Genomic DNA, 26,638 nt, shown 5'->3' on the forward strand with positions numbered 1-26,638 from the left:
GGAAGAAACGAATCCCTTGCTGCTGAGCGCCATTGATTCAATTCCGGTAGAGGAAGAATCGGACAATCTCTTTATTGAAGATGTGGAAGAATCCTTTGATGAAAACGAGGATGAGGAAGAGGAGTTAGTGCTCGACGATGACACCTATTCAATTTTTGACGAAATGGCTGAACCCCAAGACAGTTTGGATAACCTCGTGGCACCTGAGGACGGAAGGGTAACTCCCGATTATAATGAACCGGAAAATCCTGTTCCGGAAGAACCTCAACAAGATAGCAAAGCGGATGAACTGGAGAGTCCGACCCAGGTGGATAAGCTGCCTCCGGCACGGCCTGAAGCTCCTCCGCCATACCCACAAATGCCGCCAATGCCTCAGATGCCTCAAATGCCGCCCATACAGTTCGTCTCGATACCTCAACAGCCGGCCCCCCAGGTTGTTCCTCCCTACACACCTCCTCCTTATCAACCGGTAATGCCCCAAGCTCCGCAAGAACCCCTTCCGCCGCCTCGACCAGAACCTCAAAGACAAGCAGCTCCTGAGAATAAGCGGAAACCGGAACCGGAGCCGGAGCCGGTAAAAACGCCCGAACCCTTGCCTGAAATAGAGCCCGCTTTTGAGCCGGAGCCAGAATCAACGCCGCTGCCTGAGCCTGAATTGGATCGTGGTGTAGAGCCTGATCTCCCAGAGGAAGAAGTGCTTCCAGAATTGCCAACCGCTGAACCGATGGACTCTGGAATTTCTGAAGACGAAATGGCTGAGCTTTTGGAATATCCTTCGGAGGCAGAACTTCCTGAACTGAACGAAGATGATGGGCTTTTGGAATATCCTGAAGAACTGCCTGAAGAAGAACTCTGGGATGACAGCATCATGCTCGAAGATGAAGAGTCTGAGCAGGAAAGCCCCGTGGAAAACGAAGTGGTCCCTGAGCCTTCGCTTGAACCCTTATCGGATTTTGAAACCGGTCTTGAACCTGGCCCTGAGTCGGATGCCGAAGCGGAGTCGGCTGCCGTACCTGAGCCCGACAGGGCTTCAGCGCCGGTTCTCCAAAGTCAGGATACAAAAGGCCTCTCAGAAACAGCGATGCTCAACCTGTTCCAGTATCTTAAAAACCTGACCGAAGAGCTTCCTGAGGATCAGAAACGGGCCTTTAAGGCAAGTGAAGTCCGGCTTAAAATGGAATATGTAATCGATAAACTGGAAGGTCATCAAGGTTTATTTAAAACGTTAATGGGCAAGACCGGCCTAGCGCAGGATCAAAAGGTTCTTGCACGTCAGGATAGTAAACCTGATCCAAAGTCGGTTGCACAAACACTTGCATATTTGAGTAATCTTGCCAAAACCCTGCCTGATAGAGATTTGACTCGGGTGATAGAAAAAAAAGTGGATACCGTAGTTAAAGGTCTGGTTCCAGATGGAGGACGACGTGAGTGAGGATGCGGAACGAAAAATAGCTAGCTATATTAAAAATATGCCGAGTTTGCCGACAACGGTCGCCAAGGTTCTGGAGGTATGTAATAATCCGAAGACAAGCCCTGCGGATTTAAACCAGGTTATTTCCCTCGACCCGGTCTTGGTTGGTCGGGTGCTGAAACTTATCAACTCTGCCTATTATGGTTTAGGACAGCAGGTTACGAGTCTTGTCCGGGCAATTATTATGCTGGGAATTAACACGGTCAAAAATCTTGCCCTTTCCAGCGCAGTACTCCGTAATTTAACATCTAAAAAGGACTTCCAAGCCCTGGATATGGACGGATTCTGGCGGCATTCGCTTTGTGTGGGCGTAGCTGCTAAGGTAATTGCTAAAAAACGCGGGGTCGACCCGAAATTGGCAGAAGAATATTTTACAGCGGGGCTGCTTCATGATATCGGCAAAATTCCGATTAATGCGGTGCTTTCAAAAGAATATGTTATGGCAGTAAGTATTTCCGATCGGGAGCGTATTTCGCTGCATCGGGCCGAGGACCGGATCATCGGTTTAAACCATGCCGCTGCGGGCTTTTTGATTGCCAAGGCCTGGAGACTCGAGGGCGCCGTAGGAGACGCAATTGCCTATCATCATGCTTATATGGAATATACAGGACCCTACAAAGATGTTCTCTTTTCTGTGGTTCTGGCAAACCGTTTTGCAAGTATAATGGAAATAGGTTTTTCTGGTAACCGATACCCTGAAAAGATAGATCCTGCGGTATGGGAGTATTTGGGTCTTGAGCGGGATGTCTTTGATGAGATTGAAACTGTGGTGAACCAGGAAATCGAAAAAGCAAAGATATTCCTGAAAATCGAATAAGGTGGAGGCCCCATGTTTACGGTACGGATTTGGGGGGACCGGGGATCCATACCCTGTCCAGGACCGGCAACGGTTAAATTTGGCGGAAACACATCCTGTCTAGAAATACGGGCCGACGACCGGCTTGTGATAGTCGATCTCGGTACCGGTGTAAAACCCCTCGGCGACTGGCTCATGGCAAATGATTTTAAAAAAGGGCCTATAGACGCTGACATTTTTATTACCCACACCCATTGGGATCACATTATGGGATTTCCCATGTTTACTCCCATATTTATACCTGGTACAAAACTCAGAATTCGAGGGCCCGTATCATACGAAGATGAGACCCTTGAATCCATTATTGGTGCCCAGCTTTCATACCGGTATTGGCCTGTCCGGCAGAGTGAACTTGCGGCAGACATTACCTATGATCAGCTTAAGGAAACTCATTTGGATCTCGGCGGAGGATTGACGGTTACCACCAAGTATCTTAATCATCCGATCCTTTGTTTAGGTTACCGTTTTGAATATCAGGGGAAAAGTATCATTACCGCCTATGACAATGAGCCCTTCCGGAATGTGTTTCCCACGGACCCTTCGGATCCCTCCTACAACGAAGATGCGGCATGGGAAGGAGAACAGGCCGCCCGGGAAGAAAACGAAAAGATTCTTAGGTTTTTTAAGGGAGCCGATGTACTTATCCACGATACCCAGTATACAAAGAAAGAATATGAGACCGGTAAACTGGGATGGGGGCATTCTTCCTACGAACACGCGATTAATGCGGCCCACAAGGCGGATGTAAAGAAATTGATACTCTTTCATCATGATCCAAATCGTACTGATCAACAGTTGGATGAGTTGGAAGCCCTATATAAGGGCCGTATTGCAGGAAAAACGAATATGCAGGTTATGATGGCTCGGGAAGGTCTTGTGATAGAAGCCTAGGCCCCGCAATAGCCCAAGCATCCCGGTCCGGCAATGGACCTCCCGTTGGGTAGCTTAGGGGAAACAGGTTAGGACGGCACTGGAGGGTACTTTCAGCCCCATCGGGAACGAGGTATGAAAGACGGGCCTTGCTGCCCGTTTCGGCAAGCGCACCTGCTAAGGTATTGGCAGCTATGAGACTTTGTTCATAGGGGCTGAATGCACGGCAGCTTGGACAGGAGCACCAGCCCTCTTCTGGACCTTTGTCGGGCCAGATATGAAATACCTGGTGCCCGTTTCGTTGCTGGAAAAAGCGCCGGGCCTGAGCCGCGACAATCGAGAGGGTTTCCGGATTGGTAGGACAAAAATTGACATCTGCAACGCGGCGGCCTTCGGCCATACGGAAAAGATCTCGGTTTTGCATGAAAAGCCGCCGTGGAAGAAAGCGGGAAAGACAGAAGCCTCCTTCTTCGACGTGCAAGTGGTATTGCCGTGCGAGTTCAAGAAGTTTTCGTCTGCGTCCTGATACATGATCCCCCATACGTTCAAGGGTAAACAGTTCATCCACCGGATAGAGTATTATGGTAGTAAAGCCATGATCGGCAGCCCAGAGAATCCATCGTTCGCTGTCCCGTTCAAACTCTACCTCACCAATAAATAGGCGCTTTGATTCTTCTATGTTCATGTTCATCACTACTTATATAACAAAAAAAATAGTATCAAAATACCACCTGTCTCAGCATTTCCGGTGTATACTACTGGGCGAGGAAAATCATGACAACTACCTTTACGCAGAACTTGAATCCGGATATTACAAAGATATCCGGAAACAACGGGATACCTGACTATGATGTGGCCATTATCGGGTGCGGGGTGTCGGGGGCGAATATTGCCCGCAGGCTTTCAGCATACAAGGTGAAAGTAGCCGTTCTAGAAAAAGCGGCAGACGTTTCATTTGGGACTTCCAAAGCTAATTCGGGGATAGTTCACGGCGGTTTTCATCATAACAAGAAATACCTGAAGGCTCGGCTCGAAATCCAGGGCAACCTCATGTTTGACCGGCTTATGAGGGAACTGGATTTTCCTTTTAAGCGCTGCGGTATCATTGTGGCAGCTCTCCATGAAGATGAAATGAAGGCCGTTGAGCACCTCTACATGCAGGGTGTGGAAAACGGTGTTATTGGAATAGAACTTTGTTCCCGGGAGCGAATTTTGGAGCTCGAACCCAAGCTGTCGCCCGATGTGGTAGGCGGCCTCTACGCTCCCGGCGGCGGTATCGTAGAACCATACCGTTTTGTATTTGCCCTCGTTGAATCAGCTATGAAAAATGGGGTGCATGTCTTTACAAATTACAAAGTTGATAAGGCCGAACGGGATGTGGCTCATAATAAATGGCTTATCAGTGCCTCCGATGACAGGCGTATCAGCGCTCGCTATGTGGTCAATGCGGCGGGCCTTTTTGCCGACGAGGTCTCCCGCATCTTTGGCGGTGAATCTTTCAGTATAAAGGCCCGAAAAGGGGAATATTACCTCCTTGACCGGCTCACCAAGGCTCGGCCTGAACGAGTTATTTTCCCCGTACCAACCTCGGTATCCAAGGGTATGCTGGTGATTCCAACGGTCGAAGGAACTGTTTTAGTTGGCCCCACCGCTGACATTACGGAAAACAAAGAAGATTATTCTACCACAGCGGAACGGCTTGAACAGATATTGGATTCGGGCCGGAAAATGGTTCCCTCCTTGAGCCGGAACGATGTCATTACCAATTTTGCGGGCCTCAGGCCTGTTTTGGAAGAAGATTTTTATATCGAACCCTCCAAGCTGGCTCCCGCCTTTGTCCAAGTTGCCGGTATCCAGTCTCCGGGGCTTACCGCCTCTCCCGCCATCGGTGAATATGTCAAGGACCTGCTTAAAAACCTAGGGCTGGAACTAACCGAAAAGTCCGACTGGGATCCCTTTGTGGAGCGACGTCCCCGGGCTCGGGAACTTTCTCCTTATGAATTGGATGCCCTTATTGCCAAGGATCCAGCCTGGGGAAACATGGTATGCCGCTGCGAGCAAGTAACGGAAGCTGAAATTGTCGAGGCGATCCGGCAGGGCCATACGACGCTGGATGGCATTAAATATTTCACCCGGGCCCAAATGGGCCGCTGTCAGGGCGGGTTCTGCACCTTTAAGATAATTAAAATTATCATGCGGGAGACTGGCTTATCTTACGAAGCAATAACAAAACATGGTGGTGCGAGCCGCGTGCTGGAGGGTGAACTATGAAAGAACTGAAATATGATGCGGTTGTTATTGGCGGCGGTGCAGCCGGTATGGCTGCAGCCCTGGAAATTGACAAAGCTGGTTTCAGCTGTGCCATTGTAGAACGGGAAGATCACCTGGGTGGCATTCTCATGCAGTGTATCCACAATGGATTTGGTTTGCATGAGTTTAAGGAAGAGCTTTCAGGGCCTGAGTTTGCTGAACGATTTGCCGAACAGGTTGCCCAATCCAAGATTGCGGTATATTTAGGGACCACCGTCACGGATATTAATACCCAAAATGACAAGGAACTGATCTGTGTTTCCCCGGATTATGGGATACTAAAAATGACCTGCAAAACCGTGGTGCTTGCCATGGGCTGCCGCGAACGGAACCGCGGCAATGTGCGTATTCCCGGTGCCCGGCCTGCAGGGGTGTATACTGCAGGCCTTGCTCAGCGGCTTGTTAACATAGAAGGTTATATCCCTGGCAAGGATGTGGTCATTATTGGTTCCGGCGATATAGGTCTTATTATGGCCCGTAGAATGAGCTGGGTTGGCTGCCATGTAAAGGCGGTGGTCGAAATCATGCCCTATCCATCAGGGCTGACCCGAAACATAGTTCAGTGTCTCCATGATTTTAATATTCCCCTCTATCTGTCCTGTCAGACCACCAATATTTTCGGTAATGACCGGGTAGAAGGGATTGAAGTAACACCTATGGAGAATGGAGCATTAGTCCCTGAAAAGGCCTTCCGCATTGACTGCGATACGGTCCTGCTCTCAGTAGGCTTGGTCCCCGAAAACGAGCTTTCAAAGGATGCAGGGGTTGAACTGCATCCTACCACAAATGGCCCAATTGTGGATGCATCCCTTATGACTAATGTAGACGGGATCTTTGCCTGCGGAAACGTACTCCATGTGCATGACTTGGTAGACTGGGTCGCCGAGGAGGCTCGTTTTGCAGGGAAACAGGCAGCCGCATGGCTCCGGGGCGAACGGCCGCTGCACCAGGTGCGGGTTAAGGCTGGGCCCAATGTCCGGTATGCAAATCCGGGGAAACTGGATCCGGCCCGGGATAACAAGGTGTATTTGCGCTCCATGATAGTAAAAAATGACGCTGTACTCGAGCTTCGCCTTGATAACCGGGTTGTAAAAACGATTAAAAAAGGCCATATACAGCCTTCTGAAATGATTACCCTTACGGTTGGCCCAAAAGATCTGGAAGGCTATACCGCCGATTCTGCCCTCGAGCTGGCATTAGTGTAGGAGGTTCCCGATGCGCGCATTAACCTGCATCGTTTGTCCCATTGGTTGTTCTCTTTCGGTGACCGAAACTGAAAAAGGTGAACTGGAAGTTACCGGAAATCGCTGCCCCCGAGGTGCTGCCTATGCGGTAGAAGAAATCACTGCCCCCAAACGGGTCGTTACCGCAACCTGCAGGCTCGGCCCTGCGGGCGCTTGTACTGAATCAGCTTCCACTGATCCAATCTATCAGCGGATGCGCCGCCATGGGCTCTGCGATCCCCGCAGGCTCCCCGTAAAGACAAGTGTTCCCTGCCCAAAGGAGTATATTAACGAGCTCCTTAAAGATATATATAAAATTCAGATGCAGCCACCGGTAAAACGGGGGGATGTAATTATAAAAAACTGGAAAAATCTGGGTCTAGACGTAATAGCGGTCCGCGCTCTAGACTAGGGCTATGGAATTTGATGCAAAAGACCCCGCCAGTTTCTGGCGGGACTACGAGCTCCGATATGGAGAAAAAGTTCTTGCCCATGCCCTGGGCTGTTATATGACCGGTTGGGATGAGTTCCAGGGACCCCTCTGGGGCCTCCTTATCGCCACCGACGGAGGTTTCCGCTTTCACCATTTCCCCCATGAAGGGTGGATACAGCTTTTAAGCCGTATGTCAGGCGGCGGCGGCTCGGCTCCCAGCGAAAAAACAATTTTTATACCCCAAAAACAAATTATTGATATACAGTTGTTGATAGAAAAATTCTGGCTGCGGAAGCTCCTCACCGCTTCGCCGCCGCAGCTAGCCCTGCGGTTCTTAAAAACCGACGGAACCGAAGGGCTCCTGCTCGCGGAAACCGACAAGACAGCCATGCCTGTTGTCCAAGCTCTGAAAGGACAGTTTACTCATCAATCCTGATGATCCGGGCATTGGTGAGCTGTTCAAGGTCGTCTTCAACTAATATAAAATCATTTTCGAGCCTGCAGCCACCGTGGACCGGGTCATACAGGCCCGGTTCCAGGGTAAAGACCATTCCATTCTTAAAGACCCAATCGTTGTCGGATCTGTTTCGTATGACCGGAGCTTCATGTGCTTCCAGTCCGATACCATGACCTAAGGCATGGGGCATTTTCTTTTTAGCCTTTTCAAAAAACTTGTCCACCGCTTCCGCCACATCCTTGGTGGCAGCTTTGTATTTCACCAGAGAAACCGCAAGATGATAGGCCTTTTCAACCAGTGTAAGCATTCGCTCTTGGGTCCGGTTAAGGGGTCCGCGGGCAACGGTGATGGTGACATCGGTGGTATAGCCTTCATATTTCAGACCAAAATCGATGATCGAAAGTCCGGGGCCGGTGAAGGCTGCTCCGGTATAGGCTGGAAAGGCATGGATGCCGAAACTCCGTGTGGGACCAGCAACCAGGGTCTCAAAACCGGTGCCTTCACAGCCCCGGAGCCGAGCCTGACGTTCAATGAAGAGGGCCACATCGGCTTCGGTTTCAAATTTATTGTTCCGAATCTCCTGCTCTAGGGCGTCGATAACTTCATTGGTGATAGCCGCTGCCTTCCGATAAATAGTTACTTCACTATATAATTTTATTGCCCGTCTCTGTTGTAATATGGAAAAGCTGCCGTCTTCCCTGCAGAGTATGTCATAGTCCGGAAAAGCATCTACATACCGGAGAAAAGAGGGGTAGGATGTAGTTGGCGGGATTTCGATTCGGCTCCCCGGTTGAATATGGAGGATATCAATAGCTCCCTTAAGTGCCTTGTAAGGGTTTCTTTCAAAATCCGTGTAGGGCACGATTTTAATATTGATACCCTCATCATGCTTCACATATTGGTTTGCAACGTTAATATCCCAGGGAACGAGCAAAATTGATGGCTCAGGCCCGGTCGCAAAAAAGGCAAGGGCATCACCGGGATGATTGGTGAAGAATCGGACTGTTGGATCCCGCCGCCCCTCAAAGTCTTCGGCGACTAACAGGGCAACGCCGTTTTCTGTTAAATAAGAGGATATTTTGATAAAACTGTCGTAATCAATCATAGCTTATTGTACAGTTGTCATAGCTTGCTTGCAAGCTCTTACTATGGTCTCAATGTCTTCGTCGCTGATCCAATAGTGGGTCACAAAACGGAAGTTTCCCTGTTCAGGTGGATTGGCGAGAATGTTGTAGCTTTTAAGTACTTCGATAAACTGACGGCCCTTTTCCTCTGAGGCCAGGGAGGGTACAGAAAAGAACACCATGTTGATGTCCAGCCGGTCGGTGGCGACCTGTACGCCCGGTATGGCGCCGAGCCCCTGGGCGAGGCGACGGGCCCGGCGGTGGTCCTCTTTGAGCCGGCCTGTCATGGTGGTAAGGGCCAGGATGCCCGCCGCGGCAAGTATGCCCGCCTGACGCATGCCCCCGCCCATGATTTTCCGGTTCCGCCGGGCCCGGTCAATAAATTCCTTTGGCCCCGAGAGCATAGAGCCGACTGGTGTGCAAAGTCCCTTGGATAGACAAAACATCACCGAGTCTGTATAGGCGGCAATTTTTTTTGCATCAACTTCAAGGGCCGCTGCGGCGTTAAAGAGGCGGGCTCCATCAAGATGTACCGGTATTTTGTGCTTCTGGGCAATTGCATAGACCGCTTCCATGTGTGCCAAGGGTACCACGGTGCCGGCAGAATGGGCGTTTTCCATGCAGATCAGCGAGGTCGCTGGATAGTGAATGTCGGTGCCCCGTATACGTTTTTCTATATCCTCAGGGTCAAGCATCCCCGTGGGGGCCGGGAGCGGCCTCGTTTGAACGCCCGCAATAACTGAGGCTGCCCCTGCTTCGTGCTGGATAATGTGGCAGTCTTCGCCAAGTAGCACTTCACTTCCCCGTTTGCACCAGGTAAAAAGGGCAAGCTGGTTACCGAAGGTTCCAGAGGGGACAAAGAGGGCTGCCTCTTTGCCGACCATGGAAGCAGCTAGGTCTTCGAGCTCATTCACTGTTGGGTCATCCCCATATACATCATCCCCAACTTCCGCATTCGCTATGGCCTGCCGCATTTCGGGTGTGGGTTTTGTTACCGTATCGCTCCGTACATCAATCATGGCCTACCGCCTTTTTGTTCAATCAATTCTAAATAGAGGTCTTCAAATTGGCTTGATATGGTGCTCCAATCGTACATTTTGAATACATTTTCTTGTCCCTGACGTGCCCGGGCGAGTCGTTCTTCTCTGTGTTGGAATGCATACTGAATTTGGTTTGCAAGGGCTTCGGGATTTTTTGGCGGTACGAGCCAACCGCCTCCGGTATTTTGAATTACTTCGTTGACCCCTGGCATATCCGAGACAATCAAAGGAACGCCCATGGCAAGTGCTTCCAACTGTACAATACCAAAGGCTTCAAGTCGTACAAAGGAAGGCAGAATGAAAAGACTGGCTGAACTGTAATATTCAAACAGTTCATCATCTTCCACTTGACCAGCAAAGGTAACCATTTCTTCTAGTTTATGATTAGAAACGAAAAGTTTGAGGCTGAGTAATTCTTCCCCTGAGCCGACGATGGTTAGATGGGCTTGTTGGCCCCGTGTTTTAAGAATATCCATAGCCTGGAGTAAAAACCAAAGGCCCTTGGTTGCCACTAAACGTCCGACAAAAAGTATTTCGAACTCTTTTCGTACACAACCCCGAGCTTCGCATTGCTTTAATTTTTCTTTATATACAGATGTATGGATACCAATAGGAATGACCTTGTAAGAGAATTCTTTAAGAGTTTCTGAAGTTTCTGCATAGGTTTTTGTTGTTGCAACTATTTTATCTATTTTTTTTAAATGCAGTCTTGTTGATTTATAAAAATAGCGATCTAAAAGCTGTTTCGGCTCATTTGGAATCTCGATAGCCCCTAAACGATCTGGAATTTCAATATCACAGTGATAAGTAAGTACTTGAGGAATATGACGCATTTTTGCCGCATGATTTAAAAAATAAAAAGGCGGAGCATGTGAATGGATGATATCCATAGATCTGAGTAGTCCCCTCGGCTGTGGTGCAAGTAATGGTGAATAGGTAGGGCCCCATACTGCAGGGATACGAACTACTTGTACCATGCTGTCTGGATCTTGCTGAACCGGACCTGGAAAATGAGAAAAGATAGTAACCCGGTGGCCCCGTTCTGCAAGGGCATATGAAAGATCGTGAACATACCGTTCGGTCCCGCCTTTGTGGGGAAAATAAAAAGACGAAAGCATTGCAATTTGGAGTTTTTTCATATAGGGGGATCTCCTTTGGAGCTCATTTTTAGACGCTGATAATTAATTTTTTCTGGTTTCTGTCGTGAATGTATGAATGTACAAAGAAAATGCCGAGGCCAAAGAGAATATGCAGGTAATAGGTGGCAAAACGCCAGAGGACAATGGCTACGGTGGTGGCTGCCGGGGCGTTATTCATACCGGAAAATATCCAGATATAGGAGCCTTCGATGCTGCCGCTTCCCCCGGGGATCGGTATGTAATAGATAACCAAATTGATAATTACAAAGGTTGCCATGACATGAAAAAACGTGGATTCAATCGGTGTAAGCCGCCAGAGAACATAATAAACAGAAAAGGCCTGTAAGGTGAGGTTGAATAGACCAAGAAGCAAATCTGCTATCATGATGATGGTTTTTTCTGCCCACAAAAAGCCGACTTCTTCTTTAAGTGAAGTTGCCCAGTTATGGAACACTTCTGCCCAGTCTTCCTTTTTGAGCTTTTTCCCCAGCCAATGGCCGATCCGTGTTTTCTGAAACTTGAGTACAAAGCGGCTGATGGTGTCTGGTTTTATCAGGGTGAAGAGAAAAAACAAGCTCATGGCTAGGGATACAATAAAACCAATATACATGGGCTCCCGGCCGATTTTCATGGAGTTTGCAAGACCAACAGCGGTTGGAATGCTGATCATAAAAATAAAAAAGGCGGTAAACATGAACTCTACATGGCGGGAAAGTACAATATTGGTAGCTTTTTTGCTGTCTATCCCAATGGATGTTAGGTGCAGGATTTGGAAGGGCTGTCCGCCAGACGAAAAGGGTGTGAGGTTGGAAAAGAGACTTACATTAACACTGTTGTAAAAGGCTTCCCAGAGGGGGATGCGAATGTTGAATTGCCACAGCACCATAATCAATCTGATTGAATCAACTATATAAATAATAAAATAACAGGCAAAGGGGACGAGAACGATGCTGTAGTCTACTTTTTTTATTGCTCCGACAATGTCATTAAAATCCATTAAAAAGGCAATACCTAAATTGGCAAGGAATCCAATCAGAACTGCCAAGAACATGGATCTGATTAGTTTTTTTCGTTCCGCATTCATGATATGATTGCTATATTACACCATAGTACGGCGTATTTCAATTCAACGAATAAGGAGGCCAAGATGATTATTCATCGTCATGAAATGAAGGTAGAACTTAAGGAACGGATGCGTGACGGAGAAGGTACGACCACTCTTGTGCATCTTGTAGATGGCTCCACTATGAAAAACGCGCGCCTGCTTTCGGAGGTGACCCTGCCCCCGGGTGCTTCAATTGGTGAGCACCGGCATGATTCGGAGACAGAATATTATATTATTTTGGAAGGAAATGGCATTGTGAAGGATAATGGGGTTGATAAGCCGGTGAAAGCAGGCGATGTGGTGGTTACCGGTGACGGTGCGAGCCACAGCATTAAAAATACCGGGGCGGAACCGCTGAAACTGGTTGCAGTGATCATTACCTACTAAGTAATAGCTGCAGCCCGATCTATTGGCTAAAAAAAAGACCGGACAGCGGTCGCTGCCCGGTCTTTTCATCATTTAAGGCTTATTTTACGACAATATTTACCAGTTTATCCGGTACAGAAATAACCTTAGCAACAGTTACCCCTTCGAGCCATTTTTTGACCCCCGGTAAGGCCAGGGCCGTTTGTTCAAGCTCTGCCTTTGCAGTTCCAACAGGGGCGGTAAATTTGTCGCGGATTTTACCGTTTACCTGTACCACGATGGTTACTTCGTTATCCGCCGCAAGACTTGCATCATAGCGGGGCCACTGGCTTTTGGACACTGATTCTTTATGCCCCAATTTTTCCCAAAGCTCCTCTGCCAGGTGCGGTGCATAGGGCCCCACAAGCTGAACCAGGGGTTCCCAGAAAGTTCGGGGGAGTTTTTCCAGTTTTGCAAGCTCCGATGAATAGACCATCATGGCGCTGATGGCGGTGTTAAAATTCAAGGTTGCCGTGTCATCGGTTACCTTCTTAATGGTCTTGTGCAGGAGCCGCATAATATCCTGGGTCTGCGTGTTATCCAGTCCTGCTTCGGCTGGAGTTTCGACCAGGGGTCTTTCGCCCAGTGCCCAGAGCCGCTCGAGGAAACGGGAAACACCGACGAGACCTGCGGTAGCCCAGGGTTTGCTTACTTCCAGGGGGCCCATAAACATTTCATAGACCCTCATGGAGTCCGCACCATACTCCTTGATAATATCATCGGGATTGATGACATTGCCCCGGCTCTTACTCATCTTTTGACCGTCTTCGCCGAGTATCATTCCCTGGTTCACCAGGCGCTGGAAGGGCTCTTTAGTGTTCACCAGGCCGAGGTCATAGAGCACCTTGTGCCAGAACCGGCTGTACAGGAGGTGTAATACCGCATGCTCCGTACCGCCCACATAGAGGTCTACGGGCATCCAGTATTCTATCGCCTTTTGGGAAGCAAATTCTTTATCATTGTGAGGGTCAAGGTAGCGGAGGTAATACCAGCAGGAGCCAGCCCATTGGGGCATGGTGTTGGTTTCTCGTTTTGCCTTGCCGCCGCATTTGGGGCATGTGGTGTTGACCCATTCACTAATACCAGCAAGGGGTGATTCGCCCGTACCAGTCGGAGCATAGGACTGGACATCCGGCAGCTTAAGGGGGAGCTGGTCCTCCGGGAGCGGCACGATTCCGCAGGATTCGCAGTGAACAATAGGAATGGGCTCTCCCCAATAACGCTGGCGGCTGAAGATCCAGTCCCGCAGCTTATAGTTGACTGCCCGTTTGCCAATGCCCTTTTCTTCAAGCCAGGCTACGATCTTCTTTTTGAACTCCGAAGTTGGACTGCCGTCGAAGGGGCCCGAATTAACTGCCCAGCCATCGGCGGTGGTACAGGCTTCGGGTGCTTTGGAATAATCCTTTCCTGCCGATGGCACTTCAGAGGCCACTACCTGTATAATTGGCAGGTTAAAGGCCTTGGCAAAATCCCAGTCCCGTTCGTCATGGGCAGGAACAGCCATAATGGCTCCGGTTCCGTAGGAAATAAGAACATAGTCGGCGATCCAGATGGGAATTTTGCGTCCGTTTACCGGATTTATCGCATAGGCTCCGGAAAAGACGCCGGTTTTTTCCTTTGCAAGGTCGGTCCGTTCAAGGTCGCTTTTTTTGGCCGCCGCATCGATATAGGCTGTCACCGCGCTTTTCTGCTCAGGGGTGGTTATTTTTTCAACCAGCGGATGTTCCGGGGCGAGCACCATATAGGTTGCTCCAAAAAGCGTGTCAGGACGGGTGGTATAAATCTCAAGTTCCGCATCGTGTCCATCAATTTTAAAAAGTACATTGGCCCCTTCTGACTTGCCGATCCAGTTGCGCTGCATGAGCTTAACTGGCTCGGGCCAGTCAAGCAGATCCAGGTCCTCTAGGAGCCGCTCCGCATAGGCGGTAATTTTCAGAATCCATTGGCGAATCCGTTTCCGCGTGACTTTGGTCCCGCAGCGGTCACAGGCGCCGTCCTTTACCTCTTCATTTGCAAGGCCGGTCTTACAGGAGGGGCACCAGTTGATGGGTGTTTCCGCTTCGTAGGCAAGTCCCTTTTCAAAGAGCTTGAGGAATATCCACTGGGTCCATTTGTAATAATCGGCTTCACAGGTGGAGACTTCTCGGTCCCAGTCATAAGAAAAACCCAGGGCTTTTATTTGGGTGCGGAATTTATCGATATTTGCCCTTGTGGTGGTGGCCGGGTGGGTGCCGGTCTTAATGGCGTAATTCTCTGCCGGGAGTCCGAAGGCGTCGAAGCCCATGGGATGGAGAACGTTGTATCCGTTCATCCTGAGATATCGGCAGTAAATGTCTGTTGCGGTATATCCCTCAGGATGGCCTACATGAAGGCCCTGGGCTGAAGGGTAGGGAAACATATCGAGTACATATTGTCGTTTTTCTTTTGGAAAAGCGGGGTCTTCTACAGCCCTAAAGGTTTTGTGTTCTTCCCAATAGTGCTGCCATTTTGGTTCAATCTTATCAAAGGGGTATCTGGCCATGGAACGGAGCTCCTTATTATTTCGCAGATTCGCTCATATCGCGTCTGCCATAATAATAACTCATGATAAATTGGGCAAGAGAATGGGAGCTGTTTCAAAACTTGGATAGTTTACTTAGGGATATTTAAAATAGCTCCCCTCAAATTGGTTCAATTAGTTCAAAAGGCCCCGTTCCAAGGCTTGTACTTGTGCCAGATTTTGGTCCCCTACCGTTTTAATATGGGTGATGATTTCATCAAATTCTTTATAAGCTTCTGTAATAGCCTTAAGCTTTGCGGTGATTTCGGTGAGCAGGGTAAAAACTTGTTCTATATGGCCCATGTTTTCTGATACTTCGCTGTTTATTTCATTTATATGGTCGTTTGAGGTGCTCACTACTTCGCTGATTTTACCGCTGGCGGTAAGCATTTCCTGGGCTCCCAGGGCCATTTCAGAAAGACCCTGGAGTATTTCTTCGATAGCTTTAAAAACGTCTTCTATTTCTTTGACAAGACCAGTGCGGTTGTTGAGGTAGTCTTTTATGTAGGCAGCCGTATCGGATACGACTTTAGTATTTTCTTTAAGTACCCCGATCATCGTTTCAGTTTGGCTGCGAGCTTCCGCAGAGAGTTTTCTTATTTCTTGAGCGATGACCGAAAAACCCTTGCCCGCACTCCCCGCATGGGCTGCTTCTACTGATGCATTCATGGCTAAAAGGTTTGTCGTATCCGCAATGGTAGTAATACCCTGGGCTGTTTGTAAAGATTTGGTTGAACTTGTGACAACCGCATCAAAACTCTTAAAAAGCTGGGACAGTTCTACGCTCTGGGCCGCAATCTTATTGAGAATGGCATTCATACTTTCGTGTTTTGCCTGAGCCCTGCTTGAAATGGACTGGATGGTAGTCCCGATTTGGGTTATTGCGGAACTTGTTTCCTGCAGAAATACATTATGTTCATTGGTAGCATCCCGGAGTCCCGCTATATGGTTGGCCATATCGCGGTTTGAAGCAAGACTTGAATTAGTTCGGTCCTGTAAAATACTTATTTCCCGGTTTGCCTGTTCAAGGGATTCTTTAACTTGTTTATTTAAGAATTGGGATCGGTTTGCAGTCTGAACCAGGTTCTGGCCTAGATTAAAGGTTTTCCGAGTGTTTTCCAGCAGCTTGTTGAGCCGTTCAAGCTGTTTTTTGCTCTCTTCCACGCTTTTATTGGATATGGATATGATTGAACGATAAAAACCTTCAATAAACAATATGAAAATATTAACTGGCACTAAGGTGAGTGTCAGCAAAATAAAAAGTGAAAAGATTTGTTTTGAAAATCCCCCTGCCGCCGGGACGATGTATAAAAGGGTGACGAGTATAAAACTCGCGGTATTTCCAATCATGTACAATATGATCTGTCGTTTGGAGAGGGACATGATGAGATTTACTATCGTTGCTGCCAATGTATAAGCTACCATGCGGTAAATACTGATTCCACCTTCTGCGGGGAGCAGAAGACCAACCCAGGTCGGATTTAACCACAGCCCAATAGAAGAAAGATAAGCTGCTAGAGTATGTTTGCCCCTTCCAAGCATGATGATAGAAACAATGAATGTTAAAGAAGTAAAAATCACTGAAAGGAGGAATAATAAGCTGTTTTGGGGGTTTTCGGCAAATCGAACAATGGCACCGGTATTGAAATATAAAAACAATACAATGTTTCCATAAAACAAAATCGGAAGCTGCTTCTGAAGTCCTATGGGGAGCGAATTGAGATAATTTTCTTTTAAGATCAAATTAACGAGCTTTTTTTTCAAAATAAAGCCTCCGTATATGGAGGCTAGTATATATTAAAATCTCCAAAATGTATAGTTTTTAGGCTCCTTGTTCCAATACATGCCGTATTTGATCTTTCAGTTTGATGAGCTGTTCTTCCTTTCGTAAACTTACCGATTCTATGACGAGCCGCTCGGAATCTCTAAGGTATAGGATTAAATTGTTGTATTGTTTAGGCCGGAACAGTTTGCCTATCCCGTGCTGCGGTATGCTTTCTTTGTCATCGCCCCGTGTTTGCTGCATTGAGCCCTTTGTTGCCCGTTCCACCGAAATTTCATCAACCTGATCAAAGGGAATTTCTAATATTTTTGCCAGGAATAGAAGCCCAAAACGAAAACTAATTGTTTTGCGTATTGGATTAAAGACCCATCGCTCTTCATAAAAGATTCCAAAGAAAAGCAAAATAATAATTACAAGTCCAGGGACTCCAAAACCTGCTGGGGAACCTTCTTGTACCGGGAGCAGCAAGGCAAACAGAACCACGCTGCCAATACAGAATAATACGAGCCTAATCCATAGGGGTACATGGAGTATTAGAATGCCCTTTTCTTTGGTGGTGCTTTTCAGCAAAAACTCCATAATCTACGCCTCCAGATACTTTTTTAGTTCAAAAATGCTGTTGATCCGTTCATGAGGATAGTCCTGGTGCAGGTTTTCCTCATCCAACAGGATGCCCCGGCCGCCGATATCTAAATATCCTTGTACATAGGAGGGGTAATCATCGATAAAGAGAACCTCCTGGGGGCTTTTCCCAAGGGTTTTCAAAACCCGATAGAAGACTTCCTTTTGGGGTTTCCCTTGCAGGCCATTCCAGCGGATATCGAAAATATGGGTAAAAATGCCCTGCAGTTCTAGCTTGTTGATGATTCGTTCTGCATGTTCCATGGGCGAATTGGTAAGAATTGCCTTAGGTTGTTTTAGACTGAGTAAAAAGTCCCGTACTTTTGGATCCGGATGCAAACCCGCTTCTTCTCCTGCGGGGTGTATGGCCCGGTAATAAGTATCGACATCGGTAAGGCCCTCTTCTGCCATGAGCCATTCCAGGGTGGTGCCATAGAAAGCGATTCGAGCTTGTCGTCTCTGAACTGCTTCTTCTTCTGAAATCCCAAGATACTGGGCCGTGAACTTTCTGATCCGCTCGCCCACCGCTTTTTCGAGGCCGAAGCTGCTGGAATAGAGGGTGTTGTCGAGGTCAAAGAGTAAATAAGAAACCATAGTGTTATACTATCAAATTACAACAGCAATGATAATGGTTATATCAGAGGAATTTGGTTCATCAATCCAAATTTTGGCGGGCCCTGTTTCTATCGATTCCTGCGATTATGTCGTTTATTTGTTCCGCAAGTTTACGCATTTCAGCTACGACGATTTTAAAGGACCGGCCTTTGTCGCCCAACTTTGCTGCCTGAATAGAACCGTTCAGAGAAAGGACTTTCATACGCTCCGCAATATCGATGATCTGATTTTCCATGTCCCGAACAATTTGCCGTTCCCGTTCGGTATCGATTTCTCGCTGTATCTCCTCTTTGACGGCAATTTCAGCCATTTTTTGCAGGGGTTTTACAATTTGGGGGTCTCCGGCGATTCCAATGACCGCGATTCGCTGCCCGTTGAGTCTAATGACACCATTGTAGCCTGGTCTTGTTCCCTGCATGGTGGCCGCCATTTCGGGGGTGATGGCAATTTCGTCTACCTCGCCGTTCATGATCCGTTTGCCCCCCTCATGGACGGTGCCGATTCGATTAGGGTCATAGGAAGCGATAATGATGCCATTCTGATCTATAACATTGGCATCCGCGCCTGAAACAGCCTTTATATCTGATACAATCTTGCGAGCCAGTTCTGTTTTGATTGTGTATGCGCTTTTCAAGGTCTATTCTCCAATAGAATAAAGTATGAAGGGTGTTCGGTATTTCGTCAATGTGAGCGGCCCGAGGGTAGACCGAAGTCCTATAGCCGTGACTGTGGGGTCCTGGTGTTGTGTACCCTTGCCGGAAGGCAAGGGGTACTCCACGCCACACCACAAGGTGCGATTCTAGTCTTTCGGTCTACCCCTGCGCCGCGATTAGAACCGTATGCTGCCTTTAATCATGGGGCCGTAATGAACCAGGTAAACCGAAGGAGATGCATCTACATAACCGCTTTCTACTGGCCCTTTGGGTGTAATACAGGTGAGTGTTTGGCCCCCAATGTTGTAACCGATACCAATACCCACATGGAAGCGTTTTATATGCTGCACAAACTGAATCCCTAGGGTGAGGTTGTAATCTACCATCATGGCAATCTGGGTAGCGCTCCACAAGGTGCGGTTTCCGTTTGCTGCTTCTACAATAGCTTTTACCTGGTTGCTGATTTCCGATGTGCCTACCCCAAAACGATCCTGGGTCCATGCCCAGAAAGAAAAGCCCTGGAAGGAGCCGAAAATACCCTTTTGAAATAGAGCATCATGAAGGGTATCGAAACCAAAAAGAAAGGAATAAATAGAAAATTTCATGTCCGGCTGGTAAAAGGAAACCACCGGAGCCCACCAAACCGATTCCAAATAATCGTTCCACACAAGGCAGTTAATCTGTACGGGTAATGAATAGGAGCTATACCCGATTCCGTAATACAGTCCCTTAGGAGAGGCATACAACAGGTCAATGTTAAGTAACTGGTTATCAAAATCGACAGAGTCGGGTAGGCCTGGTATTGTCTCTCCAAGCCATTCGGCGGTTCCCTTAAGACGGGAATATTCCACCCGGGCTTCAAATACATCAATATTAAGGAACCCCATAAAATGGTTGATGTGACCGATGAGGTTGTTGTCGGTTTTAAGCGTAGCGCCCAGACCTAGGTTAAGTTTTTTGAAAAAGAGGCCTCCTTCATAAATACTGCTCAGTGTCTGTTCCATGCTGACTTTGAACTTGTTAACCCGGGGTGTGTCGTATCCAAAGAACTCGTCGGAGAGGGCATCCCAGTCGCCTGAGGCCCAGTTGTTCCAGGGGAGGATGGCAATACTGCCATAACTGGAAAAATAATCGACCAGTTTATTGGCAGCCTCCTGTTGGATGGTGTTTTGTGCAGATGCTGGAAGGATCGAAATGACAAATAATAGAAAAAAAAGACTGAGCCGGTTGCATCTTATAGTGTTCATTATGAGCAACCCCCTTTTATGAAATAAAGTATAGTGCGGGAGAGGGGAACTTCAAGCTCGGTATGCCTGGTCCAGAAACGAAGCAACCCATGCAAGGGGGGCATTCCAGTTTATGGCAACCTCGTTTGTCGCATAGGACCCAATATCATCAATATAGCGATAGGGAATAGGCCGTTTTGCAAGTTCCCACTGTGCCGCTGCAGGGTCCTGTATTTGGGCGTTGGGTCCGCCGCAAAGAGCTCCGGGCGGTGGCGGCGGATAGCCCGCTGCCGGATCGTTCGCCCATACGCGATGGTGGGGATGGGTAAGCGAATCGGTGCCGTAGCCAGACACGAAACTTTTTCTGAGCCCATTATAGCCTAATATATAATCCATGGTTCTGCTGACCGCAGCGAGGTACCGTGGGTCGCCAGAAATATCGTAGGCCAGGGCCATAATGATAGCGTTATTCAAGGTCACCGAGTTGGATCCCCAAACAAAACCAGAGGCGTCCATGGGGATGCCAAAACCGCTTGCAGCCTGGATTGCTTCGTAGCGGGCAGCTGTCTGTACGATCTGGTTCCGGATACGGTCCCGTTCGGTTTTGGAGAGGGATGTCTCCGCAATTGCGAGCGTAATGCTTCCCAGCGCCGCGGTGTCAGCCCAGCTCATAGAAGCAGCCCTGTTGTCATGAAGACCAGGGAAGGATGCAAAATAGGTTGATGAACGGATGAACTGTTCGTATTCAGCCCTTCCTGTGGTTGCATAGAGTTCACAGGCGGCCCAGTACCATTCGTCCTGAATTTCGGTGTCGTCATAGTTGCCGCCCCCCTCTCCGGGAACATTTCCCGCGATCAGGACCGGATTTGCCCCTGCGGCCTTCCATGCCCGTTCTGCAGCGGTAAGACAGCGCTCCGCAAATGAACGGTCGTAGGGCGACCAGAGCCTGGCTGCCTGGGCTGCGCAGGCGGCCAGGTTAAGGGTTGCGGCTGTGGTGGGCTCGTAGACATAGCGGCCCCAGGCTGCGCCATCCTGCATGTCATTGTTGTTATCGATATAAGTAGGAAGTGTTGCCGGCACTCCGGACCATTTCCGGTCATGGAGCTTATGGAAAACCATGCCGCTCAAGGCGTTTCCTTGAGGGATCTGCATGCGAAGCATGAATTCCAGTTCCCAGCGAGTTTCGTCCAGTATGTCGGGGATACCGTTCCCGTTTTCCGGGATCGGCAGGTCGCCGTCAGAAAAGGCCTGGGGAGAGCTTTCAAAGGCATTTTGGAGGGTCCATACCGAAATGCCTCCGTTGACCACATACTTACCAAAGTCCCCCGCATCGTACCAGCCGCCAGAGCCATTAATCTTAAAGGGAAAGCTGTCCCATTTTTTGCCCTGCGCGTCCGTACCTGCAAAGGCGCGGATATCCGCGTCACTTACATGACTCGCAGGCCGTGCCCAGGTTTTTCCTGCGTATGCTTCGGCCAGTTCTATGCCGCTCCGCATGAGGTAAAAGAAATGGAGCGCATCATGGGTGAGGGCTGCATAGAGGTCTTTACTTATTATAAAAGGATCACTCTCCTTCTCGCCGATACGAATCCGATATGTTCCCGGTCTTGTAAAGAAGCTGAAATCTGCCCGGTGCAGCCTGCTGCCGCTCAAGGAATCGATAAAGGCTGGGATCGTCTTCCCGCTTGCCTGTACGGTTCCGGTCATCGTATCTAAAAGTGTCCAAACGAAGGGACCCGGATCATCTGCTGTAAGAGATGCATATTTAGGGGCTCCGGTGGGGTAGCCGTACTGATTGTAACTGAGGCTTACGCTTGTATTCATAGTGAAATCCTTTTTAAGGTTAATGCAAAAAGGGTCGCATTGTTTCAGATGTTTCAGTGTATCATATGATTGAAAATTTTCAATTAAAAAATGAACTGGTCTTTTGTGCAGATCTTGTGAAAGCTGCTTCTCTGGGCTAAGCTTCTGGCAAGGAGCTGCTATGGCGGTAGAACGACCAGATCTGGGTCTTCCTCCGGGAAGCCTTGTTTATGTGGGGGATCGGAAACCTACTGAAACCAGTCTTTCTGTCATTGGGTATGATCCTATTGGATCATGGATAAAAACAGCCGACACGGTGGAAGAACTTTTATCCTACCGAAACGAAGCAGGTATTACCTGGATTAACGTGAACGGCCTTGATGATATGGATTCTCTTTACAAACTGGCGAAAACCTATTGTCTCCATAACCTTACCTTGGAAGATATTTTCAACACCGAACACCGGCCCAAGGTAGAAGAATTCGAAGATTATCTTTTTATCATCGCCAAGACCATTACCTGGAACGACGAAAAGGGGCCTGAATACGAACAGATTTCCATCGTTCTCACTAAAAATACGGTGATTACTTTTCAGGAACACCCGGGGGACTGTTTTGATACTATCCGCAAACGAATAGAGGTTAACGCAGGGCGGATTCGCAAAATGGGGAGCGATTACCTGGCCTACACCCTCCTGGATTCTATGGTAGATGATTATTTTAAAACCCTGGATCAGCTGGGACAGCGGCTCGAGGACTTTGAGAACCAGGCGGTGGATGAAACGGGCAGGCATTTCTTAAAACAGCTCCAGCAGGTAAAGCAGCAGGTACTGGCCCTGCGACGGGTCATTTGGCCATTGCGGGAAAGCATTGCTACCTTGCAGCGGCTGGAAACGGAGCTGATTTCAGAGGAACTCCATCCTTTCCTTAAGGACCTGTATGATAACATCCTGCAAAGCGCCGAAACAATTGAAGGTTACCGGGAATTGATAGTGAGCATTATGGAAGTGAACCTCTCCTCGGTATCAAACAAGATGAACGAGGTTATGAAGGTCCTGACCATTATATCAACCATATTTATTCCGCTGACCTTCGTTGTGGGTGTTTACGGTATGAATTTTAAATTTATGCCCGAATTGGAACACCCTCTGGGTTATCCGATTACCTGGTCTGTTATGGTCCTCATCGCCCTGGGGATGGTGGCCTTCTTTAAACGCCGGCACTGGTTGTGATATATTCCTTTCCATGAATACATGGATTGAATGGTTTGGTACTTTTGCCTCAGTAATGGTTGCCGTCAGCTTGACCTTAAAAAACATCAAGCGGCTTCGGATTGTAAACCTTATTGGTTCTTTGGCTTTTGCAATTTACGGCTTTCTTATTTCCGCATGGCCCGTGTTCGGCCTCAATGCGTTCATCGTGCTGGTGAACAGCTACTATTTATATGTCATGGCCCGGGATGCAAAACGGCCTGAGACCTTTGAAATTCTTTATGTAAACCTGGTACATGACGAATATGCCCAGCGTTTCTTGCAGTTCTATGGATCAGATATCAGGAAGTTTTTCCCCTCCTTCCCGCTCACCGGCCAGAACGATTACCTCGCAAGCCTGGAAGCCTGCTTTATTTTGCGGCAGACCGTACCGGTATCCCTCGTTGTGTATCGCCGGGATGCAAATGGCGATCTATCCATATTGATGGATTATGCGATCCCCGCATACCGGGACCTTAAGAATGCAAAATTCTTCCTGGAAACAGCTATCAGTAATATTGCCCGCACCGCCAAGGTGGTGCATGCCCAGGCGGAAGTCCAGGCCCATGAGGCCTATCTTAAAAAGCTTGGTTTTACCAAGGTTGGTACCTCCGGGGCGGTCCAACTGTATCAGAAAAACCTCGGTTAATTAGTAAAAAGGCTGCGTTGTGGCGATACTGCTTTCTACGGTTGCTGAGGACATTGAATGGGCTGCCAGAGCTATTCGGGAAGGTAAACTGGTAGCCTTTCCTACTGAGACGGTTTATGGTCTTGGAGGCCAGGCGACCAATACCGCTGCCCTGGCCCGGATTTTCGAGGCGAAGCGGCGGCCTACCTTTGACCCCCTTATCGTGCATATCGCTGCGAGGGAACAATTATCAGATGTGGCGGACCTTGCCCTGCTCAGTGAGAAACGCCGCAATCTTGTACAGCGCCTGGCAGAAAACCTTTGGCCCGGGCCCCTGACCCTGATTCTGCCAAAACAAAACAGCATCCCCGATCTAGCTACGAGCGGTCTCGCTACCGTTGCGGTCCGTCTCCCGGCTCATCCGGTAGCCCGGGACCTGATCCGCCGTGCGGGGGTTCCGGTGGCTGCGCCGAGCGCCAATCCCTTCGGATACCTGAGCCCAACCAAGGCAGAGCATGTGCTCAAGCAGCTTGGGGACCGGGTCGATTTTATTATCGATGGGGGTAAATGCGAAGTTGGTGTTGAGTCTACCGTGCTGGACCTGAGCGGCGATACCATCACCATCATGCGCCCCGGCGGTCTATCCCGTGAACGGATAGAATCACTTATCGGTCCGGTGACCCATATTGATAGAACCACGAGCCATCCTACAGCTCCGGGGCAGCTTCCGAGTCACTATGCTCCCCGGGCATCTCTGAGCCTGTACCCGCTCGGGGCTATTCCAGTAGCTATTCCCGAATTGCCGCAGCAAAGGCTGGCCTGTCTCTTTTTTGACGAAACAAGCCGCAGCCGTTGGCTGGCTGACTTTATCCGGACTTTCCCCGGTAAGGATGCGCCGGTAACCCGTGTGCTTGCTCCTTCGTCATTGCTCCTCGAGGCTGCAGCTAATCTCTTTGATATACTGCACGAACTGGATGCCCTCGGTGTGGATAGAATCCTTGCAGAACGGGTTCCTGACCGGGACCTGGGGCCTGCTATTAACGATCGGCTCTACAAGGCCCGGGGCGAGGCAAAAGAAAGCCGCTAGTCGGTGCTAATATAGTCAGAAAATTCATCATCCACCGATATTAAAAGATCTCCTGTCTCTTCGTCGCCCAGGCGGGCAACAGCTCCTAAAGTGCGGGGCCGGCCCGTATCAAGGTCCAGTTTTCCCCGCCGCCAGGTGGTTTCGTAAAAGAGGAGCTTCTTTGTTTCGGGAATTCCCATTTGGATAAGCCGTTCCGCCCCGGCTCGGATCAGGGTTGCTTTTTTTTGGCAGTCCTGAGAGTTACCCAATTCCCATACACCAAGTTGGATAGGATTCGCCGGATTCTGCACATCTCCGAAAAACTCGCCCCGAAGGCACCGGTCCCGGCTGCTCCCCAAATAGGGTACAAAGTCTGCGTGTTCCGCAAGCTTCCGGTCCGTGGCGCCGAAATGACCTGTGGCCGGGTCCAGGGTAAAAATGACGGTTCGCTCCACCGCCTGGCCGTAAGCCTTAAACATAATGCCCTGTAATTCGCCGTTTCGGTTCAAGGTTTGCGTAATGGTATCTTCCCGTTTTAAGATACGGACCGCTTCTAAAAGCCAAAGCCTGAGTTCTGCCGTATCGGTTTTGTAATTTTCCAGGTCTTCCCGGAATGCAGCGAGGGATATGGACTCATAGCGGCAGGACAGGAAGGACCGGTAGATATCCCGCACATTATTTTTACGGGCGAATTGCAGGATCAGGTCCCAAATAAGGATTTCGAGCTTTTTGCACCGCCAAATATAGGCAGCGATTTCTGCCTTATCGGCGTTTACCTTCGGTGCATCAGCGGCGCTCATGGCCTTGAATTCGGCGAGCCTTGTTTCCAGGGCCCTTAGCTCACTTTCTTCCCGCTGTTCAGCCTTAGGGAGCCGGATAATCCACCGGGTCCCCTTCCCCGGCTCGCTGTGGACCGAAATGTTTTCAGTGCCAAAGGCTGCGTATATTTGCCGTGTCCCCTGGCCTTCTCCCATGTTTGCCTTGGTGGTAATTCCCACAAACTGGGGCCGCCCGTCGGGGCCAACCTGCAGTTTGTTTTTATCAATACCAATTCCATTGTCTTCTACTGTAAGGAGTATCCAGGGGCTCACATCCTGCAGGGAAATAGAAAGGAGCCCCGGCCGGTCTGCGGCCTTTATGGCGTCCAGAGCGTTGGAGACCAGGTTCACGATAGCCCGGGCTGCTTCCAGGTAGTGGGCCCGTGCTTCCCCCACATTGGGCGCAAAGCGGAGCACCAGTTCACAGTTTACCGGCGAATGTTCTACCATGGGAATGATACGGTCAATAATGAGTTCTTTAAGATTGATGGTCCTGAATCGCTGAACCGAATCGCGGAAAAGGTTGAGGGTGTTAACCAGGGCTGTTGTTTCTCGATTGATGTCCTCGATAATACGGGAACAGTTTTCTGCTGTAAGTGCCCCGGCCATATCGGCAATGAGCCTGATTGCCTTTTTTGCATCATGCCGGATTTTTCCCAGTTCATCCGCCGTGCCGGAACTGATGCCGATTTTAGGAATCGTTTCGCGAATGCTGCGGGCTTCCCCTTCCAGACGGATAAAGTTGAGGGCCCGCCAGTTTAAACGTTCCTTTTCGGCAAAACCGCGGCGCTTGTAAAACATCAATATTTCCGCCTGCCGTTCCCAGATATAAAGATCGATGACAGCCTCTTCCGGGGCTATCGATGCAAGGTGGGCCAGAAAGGCTGAACCAATTCCCTTGCTGCGGCCAAAGGGGCTGGTAACCTGCTTGTAAATATGGAGCCGTTTTTTCTCCGGGTCTGACCAGACTTCTATAAAACCAAGAATCTCCCGTTCCTCTTCCCATACGAAGGAATACTGGTAATCCTTCTCGAGCCGCTCATCCACCGCATAGGGGGTTGGGATGATGAAACTATCGATGTTCAGGCTGGGGTTCCGGCGGATGCGGTCCTCCAGTTCTCGGTTAAAAGGTTTGATATACAGGCTCGTCATGGTTCTACTTTCTGCGCCTTGCTGCAAGCTGTCAAGGGAATTTTTTAGTTCC

23 protein-coding genes and 1 pseudogene are annotated in these 26,638 nt (G+C 49.1%); 11 read left to right on the forward strand and 13 right to left on the reverse strand.

The window, feature by feature from the left end; genetic code table 11:
• The 3 genes and pseudogenes from Q7P68_RS09830 to Q7P68_RS09840 all read left to right on the forward strand — a co-directional run.
• Positions 1-1,432: pseudogene (locus Q7P68_RS09830) on the forward strand (hypothetical protein); the annotation flags it as partial.
• Entirely contained in the window at positions 1,425-2,288 is an 864-nt protein-coding gene (locus Q7P68_RS09835) for an HDOD domain-containing protein (protein WP_304225184.1), read from the forward strand. The pseudogene Q7P68_RS09830 and the gene Q7P68_RS09835, both read left to right, overlap by 8 nt.
• A gap of 12 nt (positions 2,289-2,300) precedes the next feature.
• Positions 2,301-3,218: an MBL fold metallo-hydrolase gene (locus tag Q7P68_RS09840; RefSeq protein WP_304225186.1), complete on the forward strand. Its 918-nt coding sequence runs from the start codon at positions 2,301-2,303 to the stop codon at positions 3,216-3,218.
• Here the strand turns inward: Q7P68_RS09840 and Q7P68_RS09845 are convergent.
• A complete protein-coding gene (locus Q7P68_RS09845; protein ID WP_304225188.1) occupies positions 3,181-3,882 on the reverse strand; it encodes a DUF4838 domain-containing protein in 702 nt (233 codons plus the stop codon). The two genes, Q7P68_RS09840 and Q7P68_RS09845, sit on opposite strands and share 38 nt — an antisense overlap.
• An 89-nt stretch (positions 3,883-3,971) precedes the next feature.
• Here Q7P68_RS09845 and Q7P68_RS09850 point away from each other — a divergent pair, with 89 nt between their 5' ends.
• Genes Q7P68_RS09850 through Q7P68_RS09865 form a run of 4 tightly spaced genes read left to right on the forward strand, consistent with a single transcriptional unit; the run spans position 3,972 to position 7,599 of the window.
• Entirely contained in the window at positions 3,972-5,468 is a 1,497-nt protein-coding gene (locus Q7P68_RS09850; RefSeq protein ID WP_304225190.1) for an NAD(P)/FAD-dependent oxidoreductase, read from the forward strand.
• Positions 5,465-6,712 carry an NAD(P)/FAD-dependent oxidoreductase gene (locus Q7P68_RS09855; protein ID WP_304225191.1) on the forward strand — a complete coding sequence of 416 codons (1,248 nt, stop codon included), beginning with the start codon at positions 5,465-5,467 and terminating at the stop codon, positions 6,710-6,712. The genes Q7P68_RS09850 and Q7P68_RS09855 overlap by 4 nt, the downstream gene beginning before the upstream one ends.
• 10 nt (positions 6,713-6,722) lie before the next feature.
• On the forward strand, positions 6,723-7,142 hold the full coding sequence (locus Q7P68_RS09860) for a DUF1667 domain-containing protein (RefSeq protein WP_304225193.1): 420 nt from the start codon (positions 6,723-6,725) through the stop codon (positions 7,140-7,142).
• Positions 7,143-7,146: 4 nt separating this feature from the next.
• A complete protein-coding gene (locus tag Q7P68_RS09865; RefSeq protein ID WP_304225195.1) occupies positions 7,147-7,599 on the forward strand; it encodes a hypothetical protein in 453 nt (150 codons plus the stop codon).
• On the opposite strand, the gene Q7P68_RS09870 is transcribed toward Q7P68_RS09865, so the two are convergent.
• The 4 genes from Q7P68_RS09870 to Q7P68_RS09885 are packed head-to-tail and all read right to left on the reverse strand — an operon-like array spanning position 7,583 to position 12,007.
• Positions 7,583-8,725 (reverse strand): M24 family metallopeptidase, encoded by a 1,143-nt coding sequence (locus tag Q7P68_RS09870; RefSeq protein WP_304225197.1) that lies wholly within the window; start codon positions 8,723-8,725, stop codon positions 7,583-7,585. The two genes, Q7P68_RS09865 and Q7P68_RS09870, sit on opposite strands and share 17 nt — an antisense overlap.
• Positions 8,726-8,728: 3 nt before the next feature.
• Entirely contained in the window at positions 8,729-9,763 is a 1,035-nt protein-coding gene (gene ltaE / locus Q7P68_RS09875; protein ID WP_304225199.1) for a low-specificity L-threonine aldolase, read from the reverse strand.
• Complete coding sequence (locus tag Q7P68_RS09880; RefSeq protein WP_304225200.1) at positions 9,760-10,923, reverse strand: glycosyltransferase family 4 protein; 1,164 nt, start codon at positions 10,921-10,923, stop codon at positions 9,760-9,762. The genes ltaE and Q7P68_RS09880 overlap by 4 nt, the downstream gene beginning before the upstream one ends.
• Positions 10,924-10,951: 28 nt before the next feature.
• Positions 10,952-12,007, reverse strand: a complete 1,056-nt coding sequence (locus Q7P68_RS09885; protein ID WP_304225201.1) for a lysylphosphatidylglycerol synthase transmembrane domain-containing protein — start codon at positions 12,005-12,007, stop codon at positions 10,952-10,954.
• Between the two features lie 63 nt (positions 12,008-12,070).
• Between Q7P68_RS09885 and Q7P68_RS09890 the strand changes: the two genes are divergently transcribed.
• A complete protein-coding gene (locus Q7P68_RS09890; RefSeq protein ID WP_304225203.1) occupies positions 12,071-12,415 on the forward strand; it encodes a cupin domain-containing protein in 345 nt (114 codons plus the stop codon).
• Positions 12,416-12,494: 79 nt separating this feature from the next.
• Here Q7P68_RS09890 and leuS read toward each other — a convergent pair whose 3' ends face one another.
• The 7 genes from leuS to Q7P68_RS09925 all read right to left on the reverse strand — a co-directional run bounded on the left by leuS (position 12,495) and on the right by Q7P68_RS09925 (position 21,694).
• The gene (leuS, locus tag Q7P68_RS09895; protein ID WP_304225205.1) at positions 12,495-14,954 is read right to left on the reverse strand and encodes a leucine--tRNA ligase; all 2,460 of its coding nucleotides are present in this window, start codon (positions 14,952-14,954) and stop codon (positions 12,495-12,497) included.
• Between the two features lie 153 nt (positions 14,955-15,107).
• Positions 15,108-16,736 carry a methyl-accepting chemotaxis protein gene (locus Q7P68_RS09900; RefSeq protein ID WP_304225207.1) on the reverse strand — a complete coding sequence of 543 codons (1,629 nt, stop codon included), beginning with the start codon at positions 16,734-16,736 and terminating at the stop codon, positions 15,108-15,110.
• A 58-nt stretch (positions 16,737-16,794) separates the two neighbouring features.
• On the reverse strand, positions 16,795-17,334 hold the full coding sequence (locus Q7P68_RS09905; protein WP_304225209.1) for a hypothetical protein: 540 nt from the start codon (positions 17,332-17,334) through the stop codon (positions 16,795-16,797).
• Between the two features lie 3 nt (positions 17,335-17,337).
• Complete coding sequence (locus Q7P68_RS09910) at positions 17,338-17,970, reverse strand: HAD-IA family hydrolase (protein ID WP_304225211.1); 633 nt, start codon at positions 17,968-17,970, stop codon at positions 17,338-17,340.
• A 61-nt stretch (positions 17,971-18,031) separates the two neighbouring features.
• Positions 18,032-18,625: a sugar diacid recognition domain-containing protein gene (locus Q7P68_RS09915; protein WP_304225213.1), complete on the reverse strand. Its 594-nt coding sequence runs from the start codon at positions 18,623-18,625 to the stop codon at positions 18,032-18,034.
• A gap of 195 nt (positions 18,626-18,820) precedes the next feature.
• Positions 18,821-19,891, reverse strand: coding sequence for a hypothetical protein (locus Q7P68_RS09920; RefSeq protein WP_304225216.1), 1,071 nt, complete (start codon positions 19,889-19,891; stop codon positions 18,821-18,823).
• A 51-nt stretch (positions 19,892-19,942) separates the two neighbouring features.
• Complete coding sequence (locus Q7P68_RS09925) at positions 19,943-21,694, reverse strand: glycoside hydrolase family 9 protein (protein ID WP_304225218.1); 1,752 nt, start codon at positions 21,692-21,694, stop codon at positions 19,943-19,945.
• A 160-nt stretch (positions 21,695-21,854) separates the two neighbouring features.
• Between Q7P68_RS09925 and corA the strand changes: the two genes are divergently transcribed.
• From corA to Q7P68_RS09940, 3 genes are read left to right on the forward strand one after another with little or no spacing between them, the layout of a single operon-like run.
• Complete coding sequence (gene corA / locus Q7P68_RS09930; protein WP_304225220.1) at positions 21,855-22,904, forward strand: magnesium/cobalt transporter CorA; 1,050 nt, start codon at positions 21,855-21,857, stop codon at positions 22,902-22,904.
• 13 nt (positions 22,905-22,917) lie between these two features.
• Positions 22,918-23,571, forward strand: coding sequence for a hypothetical protein (locus Q7P68_RS09935; RefSeq protein WP_304225222.1), 654 nt, complete (start codon positions 22,918-22,920; stop codon positions 23,569-23,571).
• Between the two features lie 19 nt (positions 23,572-23,590).
• Positions 23,591-24,637 carry an L-threonylcarbamoyladenylate synthase gene (locus Q7P68_RS09940; protein ID WP_304225223.1) on the forward strand — a complete coding sequence of 349 codons (1,047 nt, stop codon included), beginning with the start codon at positions 23,591-23,593 and terminating at the stop codon, positions 24,635-24,637.
• Here the strand turns inward: Q7P68_RS09940 and Q7P68_RS09945 are convergent.
• Positions 24,634-26,586 (reverse strand): GNAT family N-acetyltransferase, encoded by a 1,953-nt coding sequence (locus Q7P68_RS09945; protein ID WP_304225224.1) that lies wholly within the window; start codon positions 26,584-26,586, stop codon positions 24,634-24,636. The genes Q7P68_RS09940 and Q7P68_RS09945 overlap by 4 nt on opposite strands.
• Between the last annotated feature and the right edge of the window lie 52 nt (positions 26,587-26,638).

It is taken from the genome of Gracilinema caldarium (assembly GCF_029265695.1).
In the GTDB taxonomy this organism is placed as follows: Bacteria; Spirochaetota; Spirochaetia; order Treponematales; family Breznakiellaceae; genus Gracilinema; species Gracilinema caldarium_A.

What these genes read in the sequence shown, in the direction of transcription:
- Q7P68_RS09880 (WP_304225200.1), bottom strand. Translation starts at nt 10,923, where the DNA reads ATGAAAAAACTCCAAATTGCAATGCTTTCGTCTTTTTATTTTCCCCAC.
- Q7P68_RS09945 (WP_304225224.1), bottom strand. Translation starts at nt 26,586, where the DNA reads ATGACGAGCCTGTATATCAAACCTTTTAACCGAGAACTGGAGGACCGC.
- Q7P68_RS09905 (WP_304225209.1), bottom strand. Translation starts at nt 17,334, where the DNA reads ATGGAGTTTTTGCTGAAAAGCACCACCAAAGAAAAGGGCATTCTAATA.
- Q7P68_RS09890 (WP_304225203.1), top strand. Translation starts at nt 12,071, where the DNA reads ATGATTATTCATCGTCATGAAATGAAGGTAGAACTTAAGGAACGGATG.
- Q7P68_RS09925 (WP_304225218.1), bottom strand. Translation starts at nt 21,694, where the DNA reads ATGAATACAAGCGTAAGCCTCAGTTACAATCAGTACGGCTACCCCACC.
- Q7P68_RS09910 (WP_304225211.1), bottom strand. Translation starts at nt 17,970, where the DNA reads ATGGTTTCTTATTTACTCTTTGACCTCGACAACACCCTCTATTCCAGC.
- Q7P68_RS09870 (WP_304225197.1), bottom strand. Translation starts at nt 8,725, where the DNA reads ATGATTGATTACGACAGTTTTATCAAAATATCCTCTTATTTAACAGAA.
- Q7P68_RS09840 (WP_304225186.1), top strand. Translation starts at nt 2,301, where the DNA reads ATGTTTACGGTACGGATTTGGGGGGACCGGGGATCCATACCCTGTCCA.
- corA (WP_304225220.1), top strand. Translation starts at nt 21,855, where the DNA reads ATGGCGGTAGAACGACCAGATCTGGGTCTTCCTCCGGGAAGCCTTGTT.
- Q7P68_RS09845 (WP_304225188.1), bottom strand. Translation starts at nt 3,882, where the DNA reads ATGAACATAGAAGAATCAAAGCGCCTATTTATTGGTGAGGTAGAGTTT.
- leuS (WP_304225205.1), bottom strand. Translation starts at nt 14,954, where the DNA reads ATGGCCAGATACCCCTTTGATAAGATTGAACCAAAATGGCAGCACTAT.
- Q7P68_RS09850 (WP_304225190.1), top strand. Translation starts at nt 3,972, where the DNA reads ATGACAACTACCTTTACGCAGAACTTGAATCCGGATATTACAAAGATA.
- Q7P68_RS09885 (WP_304225201.1), bottom strand. Translation starts at nt 12,007, where the DNA reads ATGAATGCGGAACGAAAAAAACTAATCAGATCCATGTTCTTGGCAGTT.
- Q7P68_RS09865 (WP_304225195.1), top strand. Translation starts at nt 7,147, where the DNA reads ATGGAATTTGATGCAAAAGACCCCGCCAGTTTCTGGCGGGACTACGAG.
- ltaE (WP_304225199.1), bottom strand. Translation starts at nt 9,763, where the DNA reads ATGATTGATGTACGGAGCGATACGGTAACAAAACCCACACCCGAAATG.
- Q7P68_RS09855 (WP_304225191.1), top strand. Translation starts at nt 5,465, where the DNA reads ATGAAAGAACTGAAATATGATGCGGTTGTTATTGGCGGCGGTGCAGCC.
- Q7P68_RS09920 (WP_304225216.1), bottom strand. Translation starts at nt 19,891, where the DNA reads ATGAACACTATAAGATGCAACCGGCTCAGTCTTTTTTTTCTATTATTT.
- Q7P68_RS09860 (WP_304225193.1), top strand. Translation starts at nt 6,723, where the DNA reads ATGCGCGCATTAACCTGCATCGTTTGTCCCATTGGTTGTTCTCTTTCG.
- Q7P68_RS09935 (WP_304225222.1), top strand. Translation starts at nt 22,918, where the DNA reads ATGAATACATGGATTGAATGGTTTGGTACTTTTGCCTCAGTAATGGTT.